Source organism: Neisseria meningitidis (assembly GCF_022869645.1).
GTDB lineage: Bacteria > Pseudomonadota > Gammaproteobacteria > Burkholderiales > Neisseriaceae > Neisseria > Neisseria meningitidis.
In genome coordinates this window covers 1,777,079-1,794,868 of sequence record NZ_CP064367.1, presented here as the reverse complement: position 1 = coordinate 1,794,868, position 17,790 = coordinate 1,777,079, and the positions used below count along the sequence as shown (strand labels likewise).

The window sequence follows — 17,790 nt, the reverse complement described above, 5'->3', positions numbered from 1 at the left end:
CCTTACCTTTTACTTTTTCAAAGGATTTTCTTTTTCAACAATACACCACTTTCGATATGGTGCGTAAACGGGAATTGGTCGAACAGGGCGGCGCGTTCGACCGCATGGGTTTCCACCAAGGTGTCCAAATTGGCACGCAGCGTTTCGGGATTGCAGGAAATGTAGATGATGTTGTCAAACTGCGACACCAGCTTCAAAGTTTCCTCATCGATACCGGCACGCGGCGGATCGACGAAAATAGTGGAAAATGCGTAATCCGTCAAAGCAATACCGCCATCCTTAAGGCGTTTAAACTCACGTTTTCCGGTATAGGCTTCGGTAAATTCTTCAGCAGACAGACGGGCGATTTTGATGTTGCCGATGCGGTTGGCTTCGATATTCCATTGCGCCGCGCTGATGGAGGTTTTGGAGATTTCGGTTGCCAAAACACGTTCAAACTTTTCAGATAAAGGAAGCGTAAAGTTGCCGTTTCCGCAATACAGTTCGAGCAAATCCCCATCCAATCCTTCTGCTGCACCGCAGGCCCATTCAAGCATTTTCTGACACACGGCGGCATTCGGTTGGGTAAAACTGCCTTCAATTTGCCGATAACGGAAATCCCGGTTGCCGACCTTCAAAGTTTCCGTTACATAGTCCTGTTTTAAGACTATTTTCTGTCCCCTGCTCCGCCCGATGACGGAAATATCCAACTGTTGCTGTAACGCTTGCGCCGCCTGCATCCACTCATTATCAAGCCTTTTGTGGTAAATCATGGTAACCAGCATTTCCCCGCTGAGCGTAGACAAAAATTCGACGGCATACCAACGGTTTCTCAGTTCGGCAGATTGGGCGGCAACGGCAATCAATTCTGGCATCAGGCGGTTGACGGCTTCGGAAGCCGCTTCAAAACGGTCGCAACGGATCAGGCTTGCCCCGCCAGCCTTTTGTCCTTTTTCAAACATGGCATAAAACATTTCACCGCCTTCGTGCCAAATACGGAACTCGGCACGCATACGGTAATGTTTGTCCGGAGATTCGTACACTTCCCACTCAGGAACATCCAAACCTGCAAAAAGGGTTTTAAGGTGGTCTTTTTTATCTTGAAGCTGCTGCGTGTAGTCGCTCATATCGCTATCCTGAAAAATCAGACCGGATTATAAGCCGATTTGCCTCGCCGCACGCAAACTCTTTGACTGCCGCCCCTTCAATGACGGACGGGCTTTTGTGCTAAAATCCGCCATCTTTCCACACTATACCGATAAAGGGAAAAATCATGGCAGGCAACACTTTCGGACAACTCTTCACCGTTACCACCTTCGGCGAAAGCCACGGCGCGGGTTTGGGCTGTATCATCGACGGCTGCCCGCCCGGCTTGGAATTAAGCGAAGCGGATATCCAATTTGACCTCGACCGACGCAAACCCGGCACCAGCCGCCACGTTACCCAACGCCGCGAAGCCGACCAAGTCGAAATCCTCTCCGGCGTATTCGAAGGCAAAACCACCGGCACGCCCATCGCCCTCTTAATCCGCAATACCGACCAGCGCAGCAAAGACTACGGCAACATCGCCACCAGCTTCCGCCCCGGCCACGCCGACTATACCTATTGGCACAAATACGGCACGCGCGACTACCGGGGCGGCGGCAGGAGTTCCGCCCGCGAAACCGCCGCCCGCGTTGCCGCCGGAGCCGTTGCCAAAAAATGGTTGAAAGAAAAATTCGGCACGGAAATCACCGCCTACGTTACCCAAGTCGGCGAAAAAGAAATCCGGTTTGAAGGCTGCGAACACATTTCCCAAAATCCTTTTTTTGCCGCCAACCATAGCCAAATTGCCGAGCTGGAAAACTATATGGACAGCGTGCGCAAATCCTTGGATTCCGTCGGCGCGAAGCTGCATATTGAAGCCGCCAACGTCCCCGTCGGCTTGGGCGAACCCGTATTCGACCGCCTCGATGCCGAAATCGCCTACGCCATGATGGGCATCAACGCCGTCAAAGGCGTGGAAATCGGCGCAGGTTTTGACAGCGTAACGCAACGCGGCAGCGAACACGGCGACGAACTCACCCCGCAAGGCTTCCTGTCCAACCACTCAGGCGGCATCCTCGGCGGCATCAGCACCGGACAAGACATCCACGTCAATATCGCCATCAAACCCACCAGCTCCATCGCCACCCCGCGCCGCAGTATCGACATCAACGGCAACCCCATCGAACTCGCCACGCACGGCAGGCACGACCCCTGCGTCGGCTTGCGCGCCGCGCCGATTGCAGAAGCTATGCTGGCATTGGTTTTAATCGACCACGCCCTGCGCCATCGCGCGCAAAATGCGGATGTTCAGGTTAATACGCCCGACATTACCCTTTCAAACAAATAAAAATTTAGCCAAAACACAGACTTTATAATAGAATACCGAGCATTGCCGTGCCGCTTTGACGCACGGGTTTGTTTAGAGGAATACAACCGAAATGACACAAGAAACCGCTTTGGGCGCAGCACTGAAATCCGCCGTCCAAACTATGAGCAAAAAGAAACAGACAGAAATGATTGCCGACCACATCTACGGCAAATATGATGTATTCAAACGATTTAAACCGTTGGCACTCGGTATCGATCAGGATTTGATTGCCGCTTTGCCCCAATACGATGCCGCACTGATTGCACGCGTCCTCGCCAACCACTGCCGCCGTCCGCGCTATCTGAAAGCCTTGGCGCGCGGTGGCAAACGTTTCGATTTGAACAACCGTTTCAAAGGCGAAGTTACCCCCGAAGAACAGGCAATCGCGCAAAACCATCCTTTCGTGCAGCAGGCTTTGCAACAGCAGTCCGCCCAAGCTGTCGCCGAAACGCCGTCTGTTGAAGCCGAAGCAGCCGAATCTTCCACAACAGAATAAATCCCCAAACGAAATGCCGTCTGAAAGCCGATTTGGTTTCAGACGGCATTTTTTCGTATGCGGCAATCACGGTTCAAATATCCAATTCCGCCGTATCGCCTTCGCGTTCCATCCAAGCGCGGCGGGCGGCGGCTTCGCCTTTGCCCATCAGTTTGAAGAAGATGTCGCGCGTCTCGTCATCCGCGCCTTCGGGGATTTGTACCTGCAACAGGCGGCGGGTGTCGGGGTGCATGGTAGTATCTTTGAGCTGGTCTGGGTTCATCTCACCCAAACCTTTGAAACGGCTGATGGAATAAGCAGTTTCTTTAACGCCTTCTTTTTGCAGCCGCTCTAAAATGCCGTCAAGTTCGTTTTGGTCGAGGGCGTAGAATTTGCGGGCGGGTTTGCTTTTACCTTGTGCGTTGACATCTACGCGGAACAGCGGCGGCTGGGCGACGTAGATGTGTCCGTCAGCGACCAGTTTCGGGAAGTGGCGGTAGAACAGGGTCAGCAGCAAAACTTGAATATGCGAGCCGTCCACGTCGGCATCGGACAGGATGGCGATTTTGCCGTAACGCAGGCCGCTTAAATCGGGATGGTCGTTGATGCCGTGCGGATCGACGCCGATGGCAACTGAAATGTCGTGGATTTCGGCGTTGCCGAAGAGCTGGTCGGGGTGGACTTCAAAGCTGTTGAGCACTTTGCCGCGCAGGGGCAGGATGGCCTGGGTGGCTTTGTCGCGAGCGAGTTTGGCGGAGCCGCCGGCGGAATCGCCTTCGACAAGGAAGAGTTCGTTTTCGCGGATGTCTTCGCTTTCGCAGTCGGTCAGCTTACCGGGCAGGACGGCGACGCCGCTGCCTTTTTTCTTTTCAATCTTTTTAACCGAACGCATCCGCGCCTGTGCCTGACGGATGGCGAGTTCGGCGATTTTTTTGCCGAAGTCCACGTTTTGGTTCAGCCACAGTTCCAAAGGGTCGCCCGATACGGTAGCAACGAGTTTCAGCGCGTCGCGGTTGGTCAGTTTGTCTTTGGTCTGACCTTGGAACTGCGGGTCGAGGACACGGGCAGAGAGGACAAAGGCAGTTTTGCCGAACACGTCGTCGCTTTGCACTTTCACGCCGCGCGGTAAGAGGTTGTGCAGGTTGATGAAGTTGCTGACGGCGTTGAACACGGCTTGTTTCAAGCCCGCTTCGTGCGTGCCGCCCAGCGGGGTGGGGATGAGGTTGACATAGCTTTCGTTGGCACACGAGCCTTCTTCCAGCCAAGTCAGGGCAAAGGCGGCGCCTTCGCCGATGCTGAAATCGCCGTTGTGTTCGTCTGAAATGTAGTTTTCGCAAGAGAACAGCGGTACGGCTTCCTGCGCGTCGGCAATCAGGTCGGTCAGATAGCTTTTCAGGCCGTCGGGGTAATGCCAGGTTTGGGTGTGCGCTTCGTCTTCGCCTTTGACCGGACGGGTCAGGGAAACGCGCACACCCGGCAGCAGCACGGCTTTGGCACGCAGCAGGCGTTCGAGTTCGGGAATGCTGTAATTCGGGCTTTCAAAATATTTGCCGTCCGGCCAGACGCGCACTTCGGTGCCGCTGTCTTTGACGGCGCATTTGCCCACTTGTGCCAACGGTTCGACCACGTCGCCGCCGGCAAACACGATACGGTGGATTTTGCCTTCACGTTTGACCGTTACCTCAAGGCGGGTGGAGAGGGCGTTGGTGACGGATACGCCCACGCCGTGCAGTCCGCCTGAAAAGGCATACGCGCTGCCGCCGTCTTTTTTGTTGAACTTGCCGCCCGCGTGCAGACGGGTGAACACGAGTTCGACTACGGGTACGCCTTCTTCAGGGTGCAGGCCGACGGGAATACCGCGGCCGTTATCACGGACGGAAAGCGAACCGTCTTCATGAATTTGCACGTCGATTGCAGTCGCGAAACCACCCAACGCCTCGTCCGCCGCATTATCAATCACTTCCTGACAGATGTGGGTCGGGCTGTCGGTGCGGGTGTACATGCCGGGACGTTCTTTGACCGGCTCCAAGCCTTTGAGGACGGTGATGCTGGATTCGCTGTATTGGTTGTTTTTAGCCATAGGAATAATCTGAAAGTAAGAAAAACAACGCTTTCAGACGGCCTGAAAGCGTTGCGTTCCGTTGTTTTAGCGGTTGTCGGAAGATTGGCGGGCGGCAAAGTCTTCATAACTTTCCATACCGCGCAGGAAGCGGGAAGAGAGTTCTTTCAACGCCCCCAAATAAACGTCGCGTTTGAAATCAATCACTTCGTCAACGGGCGCCCAATATTGATGCCAACGCCAGCCGTCAAATTCGGGGTGGCGGGTGGCGCGCAGGTTGACATCGCAATCTCGGCCGGTCAGGCGCAGGAGATACCAAATCTGCTTCTGCCCGCGATAGGATCCGCGCCATTCGCGGCGTACCCAGTTGTTCGGCACGTCATAACGCAGCCAGTCGCGCGTGCGGCCGATAATTTTGACGTGTTGCGGCAAAAGCCCGACTTCTTCGTACAACTCGCGGTACATGGCGGTTTCGGGGCTTTCGCCCGGCTTGATGCCGCCTTGCGGAAACTGCCAAGAATGTTCGCGCACGCGCTTGCCCCAAAAGACTTCGTTACGTTCGTTAATTAGGATAATACCGACATTGGGGCGATAGCCTTCTCTGTCCAACACGGTGTCGCCCTCCGTTAAATTCAATCTTGGGATTTTCCCACAAATCGAACGGTTTTGACAAATCGGACGGTATGGTTCAAGCATGTCGAAACACAGACGGACTCGGGAAAATATCTTAAATTTAGTTTACAATAATACGTTTCAAATTATTCGGGAATCAGACCATGTTAGATATCCAATTGCTCCGCAGCAACACCGCCGCCGTTGCCGAACGGCTTGCACGGCGCGGTTATGACTTTGATACCGCACGTTTTGACGCACTGGAAGAACGACGCAAGTCCGTTCAGGTGAAAACCGAAGAACTACAAGCCTCGCGCAACAGCATTTCCAAACAAATCGGCGCTCTGAAAGGTCAGGGCAAACATGAAGAGGCGCAGGTGGCCATGGATCAAGTCGCCCAAATCAAAACCGATTTGGAACAGGCTGCCGCCGATTTGGATGCCGTTCAAAAAGAATTGGACGCATGGTTGTTGAGCATTCCGAACCTGCCGCATGAGGACGTGCCTTTCGGTAAGGATGAAACCGAAAACGTCGAAGTCCGCAAAGTCGGCACGCCACGCGAATTTGACTTTGAAATCAAAGACCATGTCGATTTGGGCGAACCTTTGGGTTTGGATTTCGAAGGTGGCGCGAAACTTTCCGGCGCACGATTTACCGTGATGCGCGGACAAATCGCCCGCCTGCACCGCGCGCTGGCGCAATTCATGCTCGATACGCACACGCTGAAACACGGCTACACCGAGCATTACACACCCTATATCGTGGACGACACCACCTTGCAAGGCACGGGTCAGCTGCCGAAGTTTGCAGAAGATTTGTTCCACGTTACCCGTGGCGGCGACGAGAGCAAAACCACGCAATATCTGATTCCGACAGCTGAAGTTACCCTGACCAATACCGTTGCCGGCAGCATTATCCCGTCCGAACAACTGCCGCTGAAGCTGACCGCGCATTCGCCCTGTTTCCGCAGCGAGGCGGGTTCGTACGGCAAAGACACGCGCGGTCTGATTCGCCAGCACCAGTTCGACAAAGTGGAAATGGTTCAAATCGTTCATCCCGAAAAATCATACGAAACGCTGGAAGAAATGGTCGGCCATGCCGAAAACATCCTGAAGGCTTTGGAACTGCCCTACCGCGTGATTACCCTGTGTACCGGCGACATGGGCTTCGGCGCAACCAAAACGTATGATTTGGAAGTTTGGGTACCGGCGCAAAATACCTACCGCGAAATCTCAAGCTGTTCCAACTGCGAAGATTTCCAAGCCCGCCGCATGAAGGCGCGTTTCAAAGACGAAAACGGCAAAAACCGCTTGGTACATACTTTGAACGGCTCCGGCTTGGCAGTCGGCAGAACGCTGGTCGCCGTATTGGAAAACCATCAAAACGCCGACGGCAGTATCAATATCCCAGCCGCTTTGCAGCCTTATATGGGTGGCGTTGCCAAGTTGGAAGTGAAATAAGCCTTAACCCTGAACATAAATGCCGTCTGAAACCTGTTTCAGACGGCATTTCCTTTAAACTCTTAAAACACGTCAACCGTCGGCACGAACCGCATTGCCGCAATCGCCGGTCTGTCCGACCTCGCGGATATTGGACAGCGTAACTTCCGAAATATTACCCAACGCCTCTTCCGTCAAAAATGCCTGATGGCCGGTAAACAGCACATTATGACAAGACGACAGGCGGCGGAACACGTCGTCGGTAATCACATCGTTGGATTTGTCTTCAAAAAACAATTCGCGTTCGTTCTCGTACACGTCCATACCCAATGCGCCGATTTTCCGGCGTTTCAACGCCTCAATCGCGGCGGCACTGTCAATCAGCCCGCCCCGGCTGGTGTTGATAATCATCACTCCGTCTTTCATTTTGTCGAACGCCGCTTCGTTCAGCATATAGTGGTTTTCCGGCGTGGAGGGGCAATGCAGCGTGATGATGTCCGACTGGGCATACAGCTCGTCCAAATCCACATACCTGCCGCCGATTTTTTCCGCTTCGGGGTTGCAAAACGGATCGTGAGCCAGCAGGTTCATACCGAAACCCTTTAAAATCCGCATGGTTGCAATACCGATTTTCCCCGTGCCGATAACGCCCGCCGTTTTGCCGTACATATTGAAACCGGTCAGACCTTCCAGCGAAAAATTCGCATCGCGGGTACGCTGATAGGCTTTGTGGATACGGCGGTTCAACGTCAGCATCAGACCGACCGTATGTTCCGCAACCGATTCGGGCGAATAGGCAGGCACGCGCACGACTTTCAAGCCCAACTCTTCAGCCGCCTTTAAATCCACATTATTGAAGCCGGCACAACGCAACGCCACAGTTTTCACGCCAATTTGCGCCAATTTTTCCAACACGGGCCGGCTGCCGTCGTCGTTCACAAAAATACAGACCGCCTCCGCACCTTCCGCCATTTTCGCCGTTTTCGCATCCAGCATAAAATCAAAAAACTCCAGCTCGAAGCCGAAATGCCGGTTGGCGCGGGTAAAATGTTCGCGGTCATAGCTTTTCGTACCGTAAATCGCAATCTTCATCAATATGTCCAGTTGTCGTCTATGGTTGAGAAACGGCATAATACACTGAATTCAAACAAATCAGTAGAATATGGTGGATTAAAATTGATTGCATGCACGGCATTTCCATTTCAAAACACAAAACTCAATCGCCCATTGCCGCCAAAAGCTCCGCCTGATGTTCGGCAATCAGGGCATCGGTGATTTCTGCCAAATCGCCGTCCATCACAAAATCCAGCTTGTGCAGGGTGAGGTTGATGCGGTGGTCTGTTACCCTGCCTTGGGGATAGTTGTAGGTGCGGATGCGTTCGCTGCGGTCGCCGCTGCCGATGAGGGATTTGCGCTCGGCGGCTTCTTTGGCTTGGGCTTCGCGTTTTTGCGCGTCGTTCAGGCGGGCGGCGAGGACTTTCATTGCCTGCGCTTTGTTGGCATGTTGGCTGCGGCCGTCTTGGCATTCGACCACCATGCCGGTGGGCAGGTGGGTGATGCGGACGGCGGAGTCGGTTTTGTTGATGTGCTGACCGCCCGCGCCGGATGCGCGGAAGGTGTCGATGCGCAGGTCGGCGGGGTTCAGTTCGATGTCTTCCAGTTCGTCCGCTTCGGGCATGACGGCGACGGTGCAGGCGGAGGTGTGGATGCGGCCTTGGCTTTCGGTGGCGGGGACGCGCTGCACGCGGTGTCCGCCCGATTCAAATTTCAAACGGCTGTACGCGCCTAAGCCGATAATACGGGCGATAACTTCTTTATAGCCGCCCAACTCGCTTTCGTTGGCGGAAACGATTTCGACCTGCCAGCGGTTACGCTCGGCGTAGCGGCTGTACATACGCAGCAAATCGCCTGCAAACAACGCGGCTTCGTCGCCACCGGTACCGGCGCGTACTTCGATAAAGATGTTTTTGTCGTCGTCGGCATCTTTGGGCAGCAGCAGTTTTTGCAGTTCGGTATCGAGTTCGCCGATTTTGGCTTTGGCCGCTTCGATTTCTTCGGCGGCAAAGTCTTTCATTTCGGGGTCGGACAACATTTCTTCGGCATCTGCCAAGTCGCTTTGCGCCAGTTGATAGTTTTGGAACACTTCGACCACGGGCGTCAATTCAGCGTGTTCGCGGGTAAGTTTGCGGTAATTGTCCATGTCAGACGTGGCTTCGGGTTGCCCTAAAAGGTGGGTAACTTCTTCCAACCGGTCGCCGAGTTGTTGCAGTTTTTCTAAGATAGACGGCTTCATAATTCTTCCATAACAAACGCCGCCTGAATTTCAGACGGCATCAAAACGCGGTCATTATAATATATTTTCTGAATATTCAAAAAGATAATCTTAGATGGATAACCTACCGTCCCAACAGGGCATCGGCATTGCGCTCCGTTACCTTGGCAATCTCTTCTACACAGGTTCCGCGGATTTCCGCAGCAATCTTTGCAATACCCGGAATATTGGCAGGCGTATTAATCTCTTTTTTCAGCATAAACGGGCTGTCGGTTTCCAATACGAAATCGGTGTCATTCAGGGTTTTGAGGGTTTCGCGTATTTTGCGGGCGTTCGGGTTGAGCAACAACGAACCGATGCCGATTTTGAAACCCAGTTTCGCCAACACGCGCGCTTCTTCCGCGCTGCCTGAGAAGGCGTGAACGATGCCGCCTTGGGCAAAGCCTGTCTGTTTGACGGCGGCGGCGATGTCGGCGGTGGCTTTGAGATTATGGATAATCACGCGGCGGCGCAGGGTTTGCGCGATGGCAAGCTGGCGGACGAAAACTTGGATTTGCCGTTCGCGCTGCGGCGGCGTTTGGGTTTTGTCGTAAAAATCCAAGCCGATTTCGCCGACCCATGCCGTCGGACGCGCTTTCAATGCTTGTTCCAAATGCCGGAAATCCGGTTCGGAAACGTCGTCTGAAAACCAAGGATGGATGCCGAGTGCGATATGGATGTTGCCCCAAAGCGGATTTTCAGACGACCTTTGAGCCAAATCCGCCACATCCTGCCAATCCTGTGGTCGGGTTGCGGGAACGATAAACCGCTTCACCCCAACTTTCCGCGCGGCGGTCAGGATGTGCGGCAGGTTTTCGCGCAGGGCGGCATCGGCAAGGTGGCAGTGGGTGTCGGTGAAGTTCATTTCGATTCCGCAATGCGGCAGGTTCACATAAAAATAAGGCAGAGCAGCAAGGGATGCCGTGTACGGGCGGCGCATAAGGCGCGGTCAACGCCCCGTCATTGCCATTTCAATCCGCTATAACTTCAGTCTTGCCAACTCTTTTTCCACCTCTTCCTTACCCCAGCCTTGCGATACGGCGAGGGTCATGAGTGCGGTGGCGGTTTCGAGGTTGCATTTGCCGCCGTTGATGATGCCCGAGTTGCGGAACGCATTGCCTTGCGCGTAAACGGCGGCGGTTTTGCCTTGTCGGACTTGGCTGATGTTGAGCAGCAGCCTGCCTTGCTGCGTGAAGTCTTGCACGGCGCGGATAAAGCCTTCGTCTGCCGGGGTGTTGCCGTGTCCGTAACTTTGCAGGATAAGGGCGTGGGCGGGAAGCTGTCCGAGTCCGTCCGCAAGTTCTTGGACGGCAAAGCCGGGGATAAGCGTGCGGACAGCGATTTTTGCCTGAGGATCGGGATAGCGGATTTTGAGGCCGTCTGAAACATCTGCCGCGTCCTGATTCGGGATGCGGACATTGTGCCAGCCCCGGGTTTCATCCCACTCCGCCAGTGCGCCGAAATGCGGATTGTCGAAGCCTGCGGCGGTTTCGGTGCTGACTTTGCTGCTGCCGACGGCGGGATAAAGTTTGCCGTCAAAGGCAATAAGCGTCTGCTTCAATCCGAGTGGGAATGCGGCAACGGCAGTCGCCAGATTGCGCGGCGCGTCGCTGCCCACGGCGTTGTACGGCCATTGGGAACCGGTCAGGACGATCGGCTTGTCCAAACCCTGCAGCGCGAGGGCGAACAGATTGGCGGTATAGGCGAGCGTGTCCGTGCCGTGCAGCACCAAAACGCCGTCGTACTGCGGCAGCGCGGCGGCAATGATGTCCAGCCAAGCGCACCAGTTTTGCAGTTGGACGGCGGAAGAATCAATCAGCGTCCCACAAACGTGCCAATCGAAATCCATGCCGTTTGAAAACGGCGCGAGTGCCTGCCCGACCAGCGCGGTATCGGGGCGCAGGCCTTCGCTGCTTTGCGTCATGCCGATGGTGCCGCCGGTATAAAGGACAAAAATTTTCTGTTTCATGGCTCATCCTGAAAATGCAAAGACCGCCTGAAACGCGAAATGCGTCCGGACGGTCGAAAATCTGATTTACTGCTGCTTCTGTGCCGCTTTTTTCGCTGCCTTTTCCGCCTTGCGTTTGGCGCGTTTTTCGCTCAATTGTGCGCGGTAAAGCTGATAATGTCGGCGTTTGCGCCACCAGAACCAAGCCAGCGCCGCCGCCAGCACGCCCAATGCGATGAAGATGCCGGATTGCAGGCTGTGCATTTTCGCCATCAGCCAATCGATGTTGTGCGCGCCGTACTCGCCCAAGTAAATCCAAACGGGCACGGAAATCAGCGCGGCAAGCCCGTCCATAATCAGAAAGCGCAGATACGATACTTTGCGGCTGATGCCGGCGGTAACGAAAACGGCAGTCCGCAAACCCGGCAGGAAGCGGGCGACAAACAGAACCCAGTTGCCGTATTTGTCGAATTTTTCCTGAACCTGTGCGTAACGTTTCGGCGTCATGATGCGCGCAATCGGTTTGAACTTGAGGATTTTCTGCCCCCAGATGCGTCCGGCGGCGAACATGATGCCGTCCCCGACCAATACGCCGAGCATACCGACTGCAAACATAATATGCGGATTGGTATAACCCATACCCGAAATCACGCCGCCTGTTACCAAGGTCAAATCCTCGGGAATCGGCACGCCGAAACCGCAGATGACCAAAACGAAAAACACGGCCGCATAGCCGTATTCGACAAAAAAGGCTTCCAAAAGGGCAAACATAGCGGATATTCCATCGTCGGGGGATAAAAAGTCAGAACAAGCCGAAACATTTTCTGCGCGAAACGGCATTCTATCAAAGATTATGCCGTCTGAAAGCGGCAAGGGGCAGATTCGCGCCCTCTGCCGGACGTTCAGACGGCATTTAAACAGGAAAACCGCCGCTGTTGAAACGGTTTTGCCTGATTTTGCCTAAAGGCTGCCGATGGCGGAAGCAATACGTTCCGCACCGTCGCGCGCCCAATCCGCCTGCCGCGCCTCAACCATCACTCGCACGACGGGTTCGGTTCCCGAAGCGCGCAACACGACACGCCCTTTGCCTTCGAGTTCTTTTTCCACTTCCGCCAACACGTCTTTTGAGGCTTCCTGCCATTTCTGACCTTTTTGGATGCGCACGTTAATCATAGTTTGCGGATACGGCTGCCAATCGGCGCAAACGGTGGCGAGGTCTTGGTTCAGCGTTTGCAGTGCCGCCAAAACTTGCAGCGCGGAAATAATGCCGTCGCCGGTGTTGTGTTTGTCCATGCACAAAATATGGCCGCTGGCTTCGCCGCCGATGAGCCAGCTGCGTTGGTTCAGCTGTTCCAACACATAGCGGTCGCCGACTTTGGCGCGGCAGAAATCCACGCCCTGCTCTTTCAGGGCGATTTCCATCGCCATATTGGTCATGACCGTGCCGACCACGCCGCCGATGTTGATACCTTCTCGGGCGCGGGCTTTAGCAATGACGTAAATCAGGCTGTCGCCGTCGTAAACCTTACCGTTTTTATCGACCATCATCAGGCGGTCTCCGTCGCCGTCTAAGGCGATACCGTAGTCGGCTTCATGCTGTAAAACGGCTGCCTGGAGTGTCTTGGTATAAGTCGCACCGCATTTTTCATTGATATTGTAGCCGTTGGGTTCGTCGCCGATGCTGACGACTTGTGCGCCCAGTTCGTGAAACACCTTGGGTGCGACACCGTACCCCGCGCCGTTGGCAGTATCGATAACCAACTTCAAACCCCGAAGGTCGGAATGGCTGGGAAAGGTAGATTTGCAAAATTCGATATAGCGGTCGTCCGCACCACTGATGCGGCGTGCGCGACCGAGGCGTGCAGAAGGCTGGGTTTTCATTTCTTCGTCGATTTTGGCTTCGATTTCCAACTCGATTTCATCGCTCAGTTTCACGCCGCCCTCGGCAAAGAATTTGATGCCGTTGTCGGAATAGGCGTTGTGCGACGCGGAAATCATCACGCCGGCGGACAGGCGCAACGCGCGGGTCAGATAAGCCACGCCGGGCGTGGGCAGCGGTCCGGTCTGTACCACATTCACACCCGCCGCCGTAAAACCGGCCACCAAAGCGGCTTCCAGCATATAGCCGGAAATGCGCGTGTCTTTGCCGATGAGGACGGTCGGTTTCTGGTCGGTGTCGTGCTGCACCAAAACCTGCCCCGCCGCATAGCCGAGTTTCAATACGAAATCGGGCGTAATCGGAAATTGCCCCACTTCGCCGCGCACGCCGTCCGTGCCGAAATATTTTTTTGCCATGTGTTGCTCCGAGAATGTGGACCGTTGTCCGAGATTATACAGTCAGTTTGTGCCTTGCTGTCTGCACCGTTGATGCCGTCTGAAACCACCCCGCCCTTTTCAGACGGCATGAAGTATGCGAACCGCTGTTTACAGATTGATGCCCAACGCTTCCCACACCTTCAAAGCATCCGCCGTCGCCTTCACATCATGCACCCGCACGATTTGTGCGCCGCGCGCCACGGAAGCCAGCGCCGCCGCCACGCTGCCGTGTACGCGCGCCGCCGCGTCGGTTTCGCCCGTCAGTTCGCCTACCATGCGTTTGCGCGATACGCCGATCAGCAGCGGAAAGCCTGTTTCCGCCATCAATTCGGGCAAATGCCTCATCAGTGCGATATTGTGTTGCAAGGTTTTGCCGAAGCCGAAACCGGGGTCGAGTGTAATGCGTTGCGGGGCGATGCCTGCCGCGATGCATTCCGCCGCCCGCGCTTTCAAATACCGCGCCACTTCACCGACAACATCCTGATATTTCGGATTAATCTGCATATTCTCAGGCAAGCCCCGCATGTGCATCAGGCAAATGCCCGTATCCGCCTGACACGCCAGCAATTCGAGCGCGCCTTCGTCGGTCAACGCCGCCACATCGTTAATAATATCGATGCCGCCGAGTGCCAACGCTTTTTCCATAACCACCGTGCGGCGCGTGTCCAAACTGACGGGAACGCCCCATCCCGCGACTTCTACCAATACAGGCTCAACCCGCGCCCATTCTTCTTCGGACGAAACATAATCCGCACCCGGCCGCGTCGATTCGCCGCCGATGTCGAGAATGTCCGCACCCTCTTTCAAAAGCCGTTCGGCATGCGCCAAAGCGGTTTGGGCGTTTTGCGAATACGCGCCGCCGTCGGAAAAAGAATCGGGCGTGAGATTCACGATACCCATGATTTTCGGTTTGTCCAAACCGATTTCAAACCGTCCTGCCTGCCAAACGTGTCGTGCCATCTGAACTCCTCCCAAAATAAAAAACAGATTATATGCCGTCTGAAACCGTCTTGTGCGCTTCAGACGACACCGCTATTCGGGCGGCAGACGGCATGTTGTCCGAATGTCTGCTCCGCCTTTGAATCTGCCGGTATGCCTGCTATCCGCCCGACTTTTCAAAACAGGTTCCGACGATTCCGCACGCGCCTGCCGCCTTTGCCAAGCCGTACAGGATTTCCTGCGGCATATCGCGGTTCCATAATCCCGTAATATTCGCAATCACGGGCAGATGGCTGATTTGGCGGACTTTCACGATGGATTCGACATCCAAACGGTAGGGATGGTCTTTGGTATGGCTCAACACGCCCGACTCGCCCAGAATCAGGTGGCGGTTGCCGCGCGAGACAACATATTCTGCGGCATTCAACCAATCTTCGGCAGAATGGTGCTTGTCTTTACACAGCACCAAGGGAATGTTCAGGCTTCCGGCTTCATTCAATACGGCAAGATCGGACATCAGCCCGCCGCCCAAATACAGGATGTCCGCCCCCGCATTCAAAGCCGCTTCGACATGGCGGACGTTGCGGACGCGCACCAATACGGGTTTCCCTGCGCCATGCGCCGATGCGGTCTGTTCCGCCAACCGTCTGCACCGTCCCCGCCCTTCATCCGCACTTGAAGTGTCGTATAAGTTTGCCGAAGTGAAAAACGGATCTAGAAACACTGCATCCGCATTGCGCCATACTGACGGTTCTGCGGCGATACAGACGGTTTCCCCGCCGCCGAAAGCCACGCCTTTGGCGGCAACGCGGCTGTCTTCCGCCCGATTTTCCCGACTGACGGTTTTCCATGTATCCAAAATGCGGACGGCTTTCTCGACCTCCGGCAGCGTCTGCACCTCCCTGACGCTCAAAACCCTATCGTCGCCGATTGCGCCGATGACGGTACGCTCGTCGCCGTGAGAAATGTGTTCTCGCAGACCTCTGCTGCGGATAAAGGCGACAACGCCGGCAATGTCCGCTTCGGCGGCACGCCTGCTCATGACAATAATCATATTTCCTCCTGACACAAGAAACGGCCTGCCCAAAATAGGATTTTTGCAAGCCGTGTTATACTGTGGCGTGTTTTACAGATTGTTCGGGCTATGGATTTATTATCGGTTTTCCACAAATACCGTCTGAAATATGCGGTGGCCGTGCTGACGATACTGCTTTTGGCGGCAGTCGGGCTGCACGCTTCCGTATATCGCACCTTCACGCCTGAAAACATCCGCAGCCGCCTCCAACAAAGCATTGCACACACACACCGGAAAATCTCGTTTGATGCGGACATTCAGCGCAGGCTCCTGCCCCGGCCGACCGTCATCCTGAAAAACCTGACCATTACCGAACCCGGCGGCGACCGGACTGCCGTTTCCGTCCAAGAAACCAAAATCGGATTGAGCTGGAAAAACCTGTGGTCGGATCAGATACAGATTGAAAAATGGGTGGTTTCGAGTGCGGAACTTGCCCTGACGCGCGACGGGAAAGGTGTTTGGAACATTCAAGACCTGATCGACAGCCAAAAACGCCAAGCCTCAGTCAACCGCATTATCGTCGAAAACAGCACCGTCCGCCTCAATTTCCTGCAGGAACAGCTTATCCTGAAGGAAATCAACCTCAACCTGCAATCCCCCGATTCGTCGGGGCAGCCGTTTGAAAGTTCGGGCATACTGGTTTGGGGAAAGCTGTCCGTCCCGTGGAAAAGCAGGGGGCTGTTCCTTTCAAACGGCATCGGCACGCCCGAAATCTCACCGTTCCATTTTGAAGCTTCCACTTCGCTGGACGGACACGGCATTACCATTTCCACCACCGGCAGCCCTTCTGTCCGCTTCAACGCCGGCGGAGCGGATGCCGCCGGCCTCGGCCTGCGTGCAGACACTTCCTTCCGCAACCTCCACCTGACCGCCCAAATCCCTACGCTGGCACTCAGGAACAACAGCATTAAAATTGAAACCGTCAACGGCGCATTTACCGCCGGCGGCGAATATGCCCAATGGGACGGTTCGTTCAAACTCGACAAAGCCAACCTGCACTCCGGCATCGCCAACATCGGCAACGCCGAAATCTCCGGCAGCTTCAAAACACCGCGCCACCAGACCAACTTCTCCCTCAATTCGCCGCTCGTATGGACGGAAAACAAAGGGCTGGACGCGCCGCGCCTGTATGTATCGACCCTTCAGGATACCGTCAACCGCCTGCCGCAACCCCGTTTCATCAGCCGGCTCGACGGTTCGCTGTCCGTACCGAATCTGCAAAATTGGAATGCCGAATTAAACGGCACATTCGACCGCCAAACCGTTGCCGCGAAATTCAGATACACACATGAAGACGCACCGCATCTGGAAGCCGCCGTCGCACTGCAAAAATTGAACCTGACCCCCTATCTTGACGACGTGCGGCAACAAAACGGCAAAATATTTCCCGACACCCTCGCCAAGCTGTCCGGCGACATCGAGGCGCACCTGAAAATCGGAAAAGTCCAACTTCCCGGCCTGCAACTGGACGATATGGAAACCTACCTCCACGCCGACAAAGACCATATCGCGCTCAGCCGTTTCAAGTCAGGGCTTTACGGCGGCCATACCGAAGGCGGCATCAGCATCGCCAACACCCGTCCCGCCACTTACCGCCTGCAACAGAATGCAAGCAACATCCAAATCCAACCGCTGCTGCAAGACCTGTTCGGCTTCCACAGCTTCAGCGGCAACGGCGACGCGGTCATCGATCTGACCGCGGGCGGCGAAACCCGAAAAGAGCTTATCCGCTCGCTTCAAGGCAGCCTGTCGCTAAATATTTCCAACGGTGCGTGGCACGGTATCGACATGGACAATATCCTGAAAAACGGCATTTCGGGCAAAACTGCCGACAATGCCGCACCCAGCACACCCTTCCACCGATTCACGCTCAACAGCGAAATTTCAGACGGCATCAGCCGCCACATCGATACCGAACTCTTCTCCGACAGCCTCTATGTTACCAGCAACGGCTATACCAATCTGGATACGCAGGAATTGTCTGAAGATGTCCTTATCCGCAACGCCGTCCATCCGAAAAACAAACCGATTCCCCTGAAAATCACCGGTACGGTGGACAAACCGTCCATTACCGTCGATTACGGCAGGCTGACCGGCGGCATCAATTCGCGCAAAGAGAAACAGAAAATCCTCGAAGACACCCTGCTGGAACAATGGCAGTGGCTCAAACCTAAAGAACCGTAAACATCCTGCGTACACAAATGCCGTCTGAAACGCCCCCACGCTTCAGACGGCAGACCGT

The 17,790-nt window shown here is 55.0% G+C and carries 15 protein-coding genes; 4 read left to right on the top strand and 11 right to left on the bottom strand.

Annotated elements, in window-relative coordinates:
- Positions 1–17: 17 nt before the first annotated feature.
- Positions 18–1,106, bottom strand: coding sequence for a tRNA (uridine(54)-C5)-methyltransferase TrmA (gene trmA / locus IUJ45_RS09085; RefSeq protein ID WP_002216670.1), 1,089 nt, complete (start codon positions 1,104–1,106; stop codon positions 18–20).
- A 146-nt stretch (positions 1,107–1,252) separates the two neighbouring features.
- On the opposite strand from trmA, the gene aroC reads away from it, so the two are divergent.
- Both aroC and IUJ45_RS09075 read left to right on the top strand, forming a co-directional pair.
- Entirely contained in the window at positions 1,253–2,353 is a 1,101-nt protein-coding gene (gene aroC / locus IUJ45_RS09080; protein ID WP_002212642.1) for a chorismate synthase, read from the top strand.
- Positions 2,354–2,444: 91 nt separating this feature from the next.
- The gene (locus IUJ45_RS09075; RefSeq protein ID WP_002246362.1) at positions 2,445–2,870 is read left to right on the top strand and encodes a ProQ/FINO family protein; all 426 of its coding nucleotides are present in this window, start codon (positions 2,445–2,447) and stop codon (positions 2,868–2,870) included.
- 73 nt (positions 2,871–2,943) lie between these two features.
- Here the strand turns inward: IUJ45_RS09075 and parE are convergent, their stop codons facing one another.
- Positions 2,944–4,929 carry a DNA topoisomerase IV subunit B gene (gene parE, locus IUJ45_RS09070; RefSeq protein WP_002246363.1) on the bottom strand — a complete coding sequence of 662 codons (1,986 nt, stop codon included), beginning with the start codon at positions 4,927–4,929 and terminating at the stop codon, positions 2,944–2,946.
- A 66-nt stretch (positions 4,930–4,995) separates the two neighbouring features.
- Positions 4,996–5,520: an RNA pyrophosphohydrolase gene (locus tag IUJ45_RS09065; protein ID WP_002246364.1), complete on the bottom strand. Its 525-nt coding sequence runs from the start codon at positions 5,518–5,520 to the stop codon at positions 4,996–4,998.
- A gap of 164 nt (positions 5,521–5,684) precedes the next feature.
- On the opposite strand from IUJ45_RS09065, the gene serS reads away from it, so the two are divergent.
- Positions 5,685–6,980, top strand: coding sequence for a serine--tRNA ligase (gene serS / locus IUJ45_RS09060; RefSeq protein ID WP_002246365.1), 1,296 nt, complete (start codon positions 5,685–5,687; stop codon positions 6,978–6,980).
- 72 nt (positions 6,981–7,052) lie between these two features.
- Here the strand turns inward: serS and IUJ45_RS09055 are convergent, their stop codons facing one another.
- The 8 genes from IUJ45_RS09055 to IUJ45_RS09020 form a co-directional block, all read right to left on the bottom strand.
- Positions 7,053–8,051 carry a 2-hydroxyacid dehydrogenase gene (locus IUJ45_RS09055; RefSeq protein ID WP_002246366.1) on the bottom strand — a complete coding sequence of 333 codons (999 nt, stop codon included), beginning with the start codon at positions 8,049–8,051 and terminating at the stop codon, positions 7,053–7,055.
- 124 nt (positions 8,052–8,175) lie between these two features.
- Positions 8,176–9,252: a peptide chain release factor 1 gene (gene prfA / locus IUJ45_RS09050; protein ID WP_002246367.1), complete on the bottom strand. Its 1,077-nt coding sequence runs from the start codon at positions 9,250–9,252 to the stop codon at positions 8,176–8,178.
- 103 nt (positions 9,253–9,355) lie between these two features.
- Entirely contained in the window at positions 9,356–10,135 is a 780-nt protein-coding gene (locus tag IUJ45_RS09045; protein WP_002246368.1) for a TatD family hydrolase, read from the bottom strand.
- Positions 10,136–10,249: 114 nt separating this feature from the next.
- Positions 10,250–11,239 carry an asparaginase gene (locus tag IUJ45_RS09040; RefSeq protein WP_002232934.1) on the bottom strand — a complete coding sequence of 330 codons (990 nt, stop codon included), beginning with the start codon at positions 11,237–11,239 and terminating at the stop codon, positions 10,250–10,252.
- Between the two features lie 66 nt (positions 11,240–11,305).
- Positions 11,306–11,989 carry a DedA family protein gene (locus tag IUJ45_RS09035; RefSeq protein ID WP_002220448.1) on the bottom strand — a complete coding sequence of 228 codons (684 nt, stop codon included), beginning with the start codon at positions 11,987–11,989 and terminating at the stop codon, positions 11,306–11,308.
- Positions 11,990–12,178: 189 nt separating this feature from the next.
- On the bottom strand, positions 12,179–13,513 hold the full coding sequence (gene glmM, locus IUJ45_RS09030) for a phosphoglucosamine mutase (protein WP_002247038.1): 1,335 nt from the start codon (positions 13,511–13,513) through the stop codon (positions 12,179–12,181).
- A gap of 129 nt (positions 13,514–13,642) precedes the next feature.
- Positions 13,643–14,494 (bottom strand): dihydropteroate synthase, encoded by an 852-nt coding sequence (gene folP, locus IUJ45_RS09025; protein WP_002247042.1) that lies wholly within the window; start codon positions 14,492–14,494, stop codon positions 13,643–13,645.
- A 139-nt stretch (positions 14,495–14,633) separates the two neighbouring features.
- Positions 14,634–15,527 carry a chorismate mutase gene (locus IUJ45_RS09020; protein WP_002212629.1) on the bottom strand — a complete coding sequence of 298 codons (894 nt, stop codon included), beginning with the start codon at positions 15,525–15,527 and terminating at the stop codon, positions 14,634–14,636.
- 90 nt (positions 15,528–15,617) lie between these two features.
- On the opposite strand from IUJ45_RS09020, the gene IUJ45_RS09015 reads away from it, so the two are divergent.
- The gene (locus IUJ45_RS09015) at positions 15,618–17,732 is read left to right on the top strand and encodes an AsmA family protein (RefSeq protein ID WP_002247047.1); all 2,115 of its coding nucleotides are present in this window, start codon (positions 15,618–15,620) and stop codon (positions 17,730–17,732) included.
- Positions 17,733–17,790: the final 58 nt, after the last annotated feature.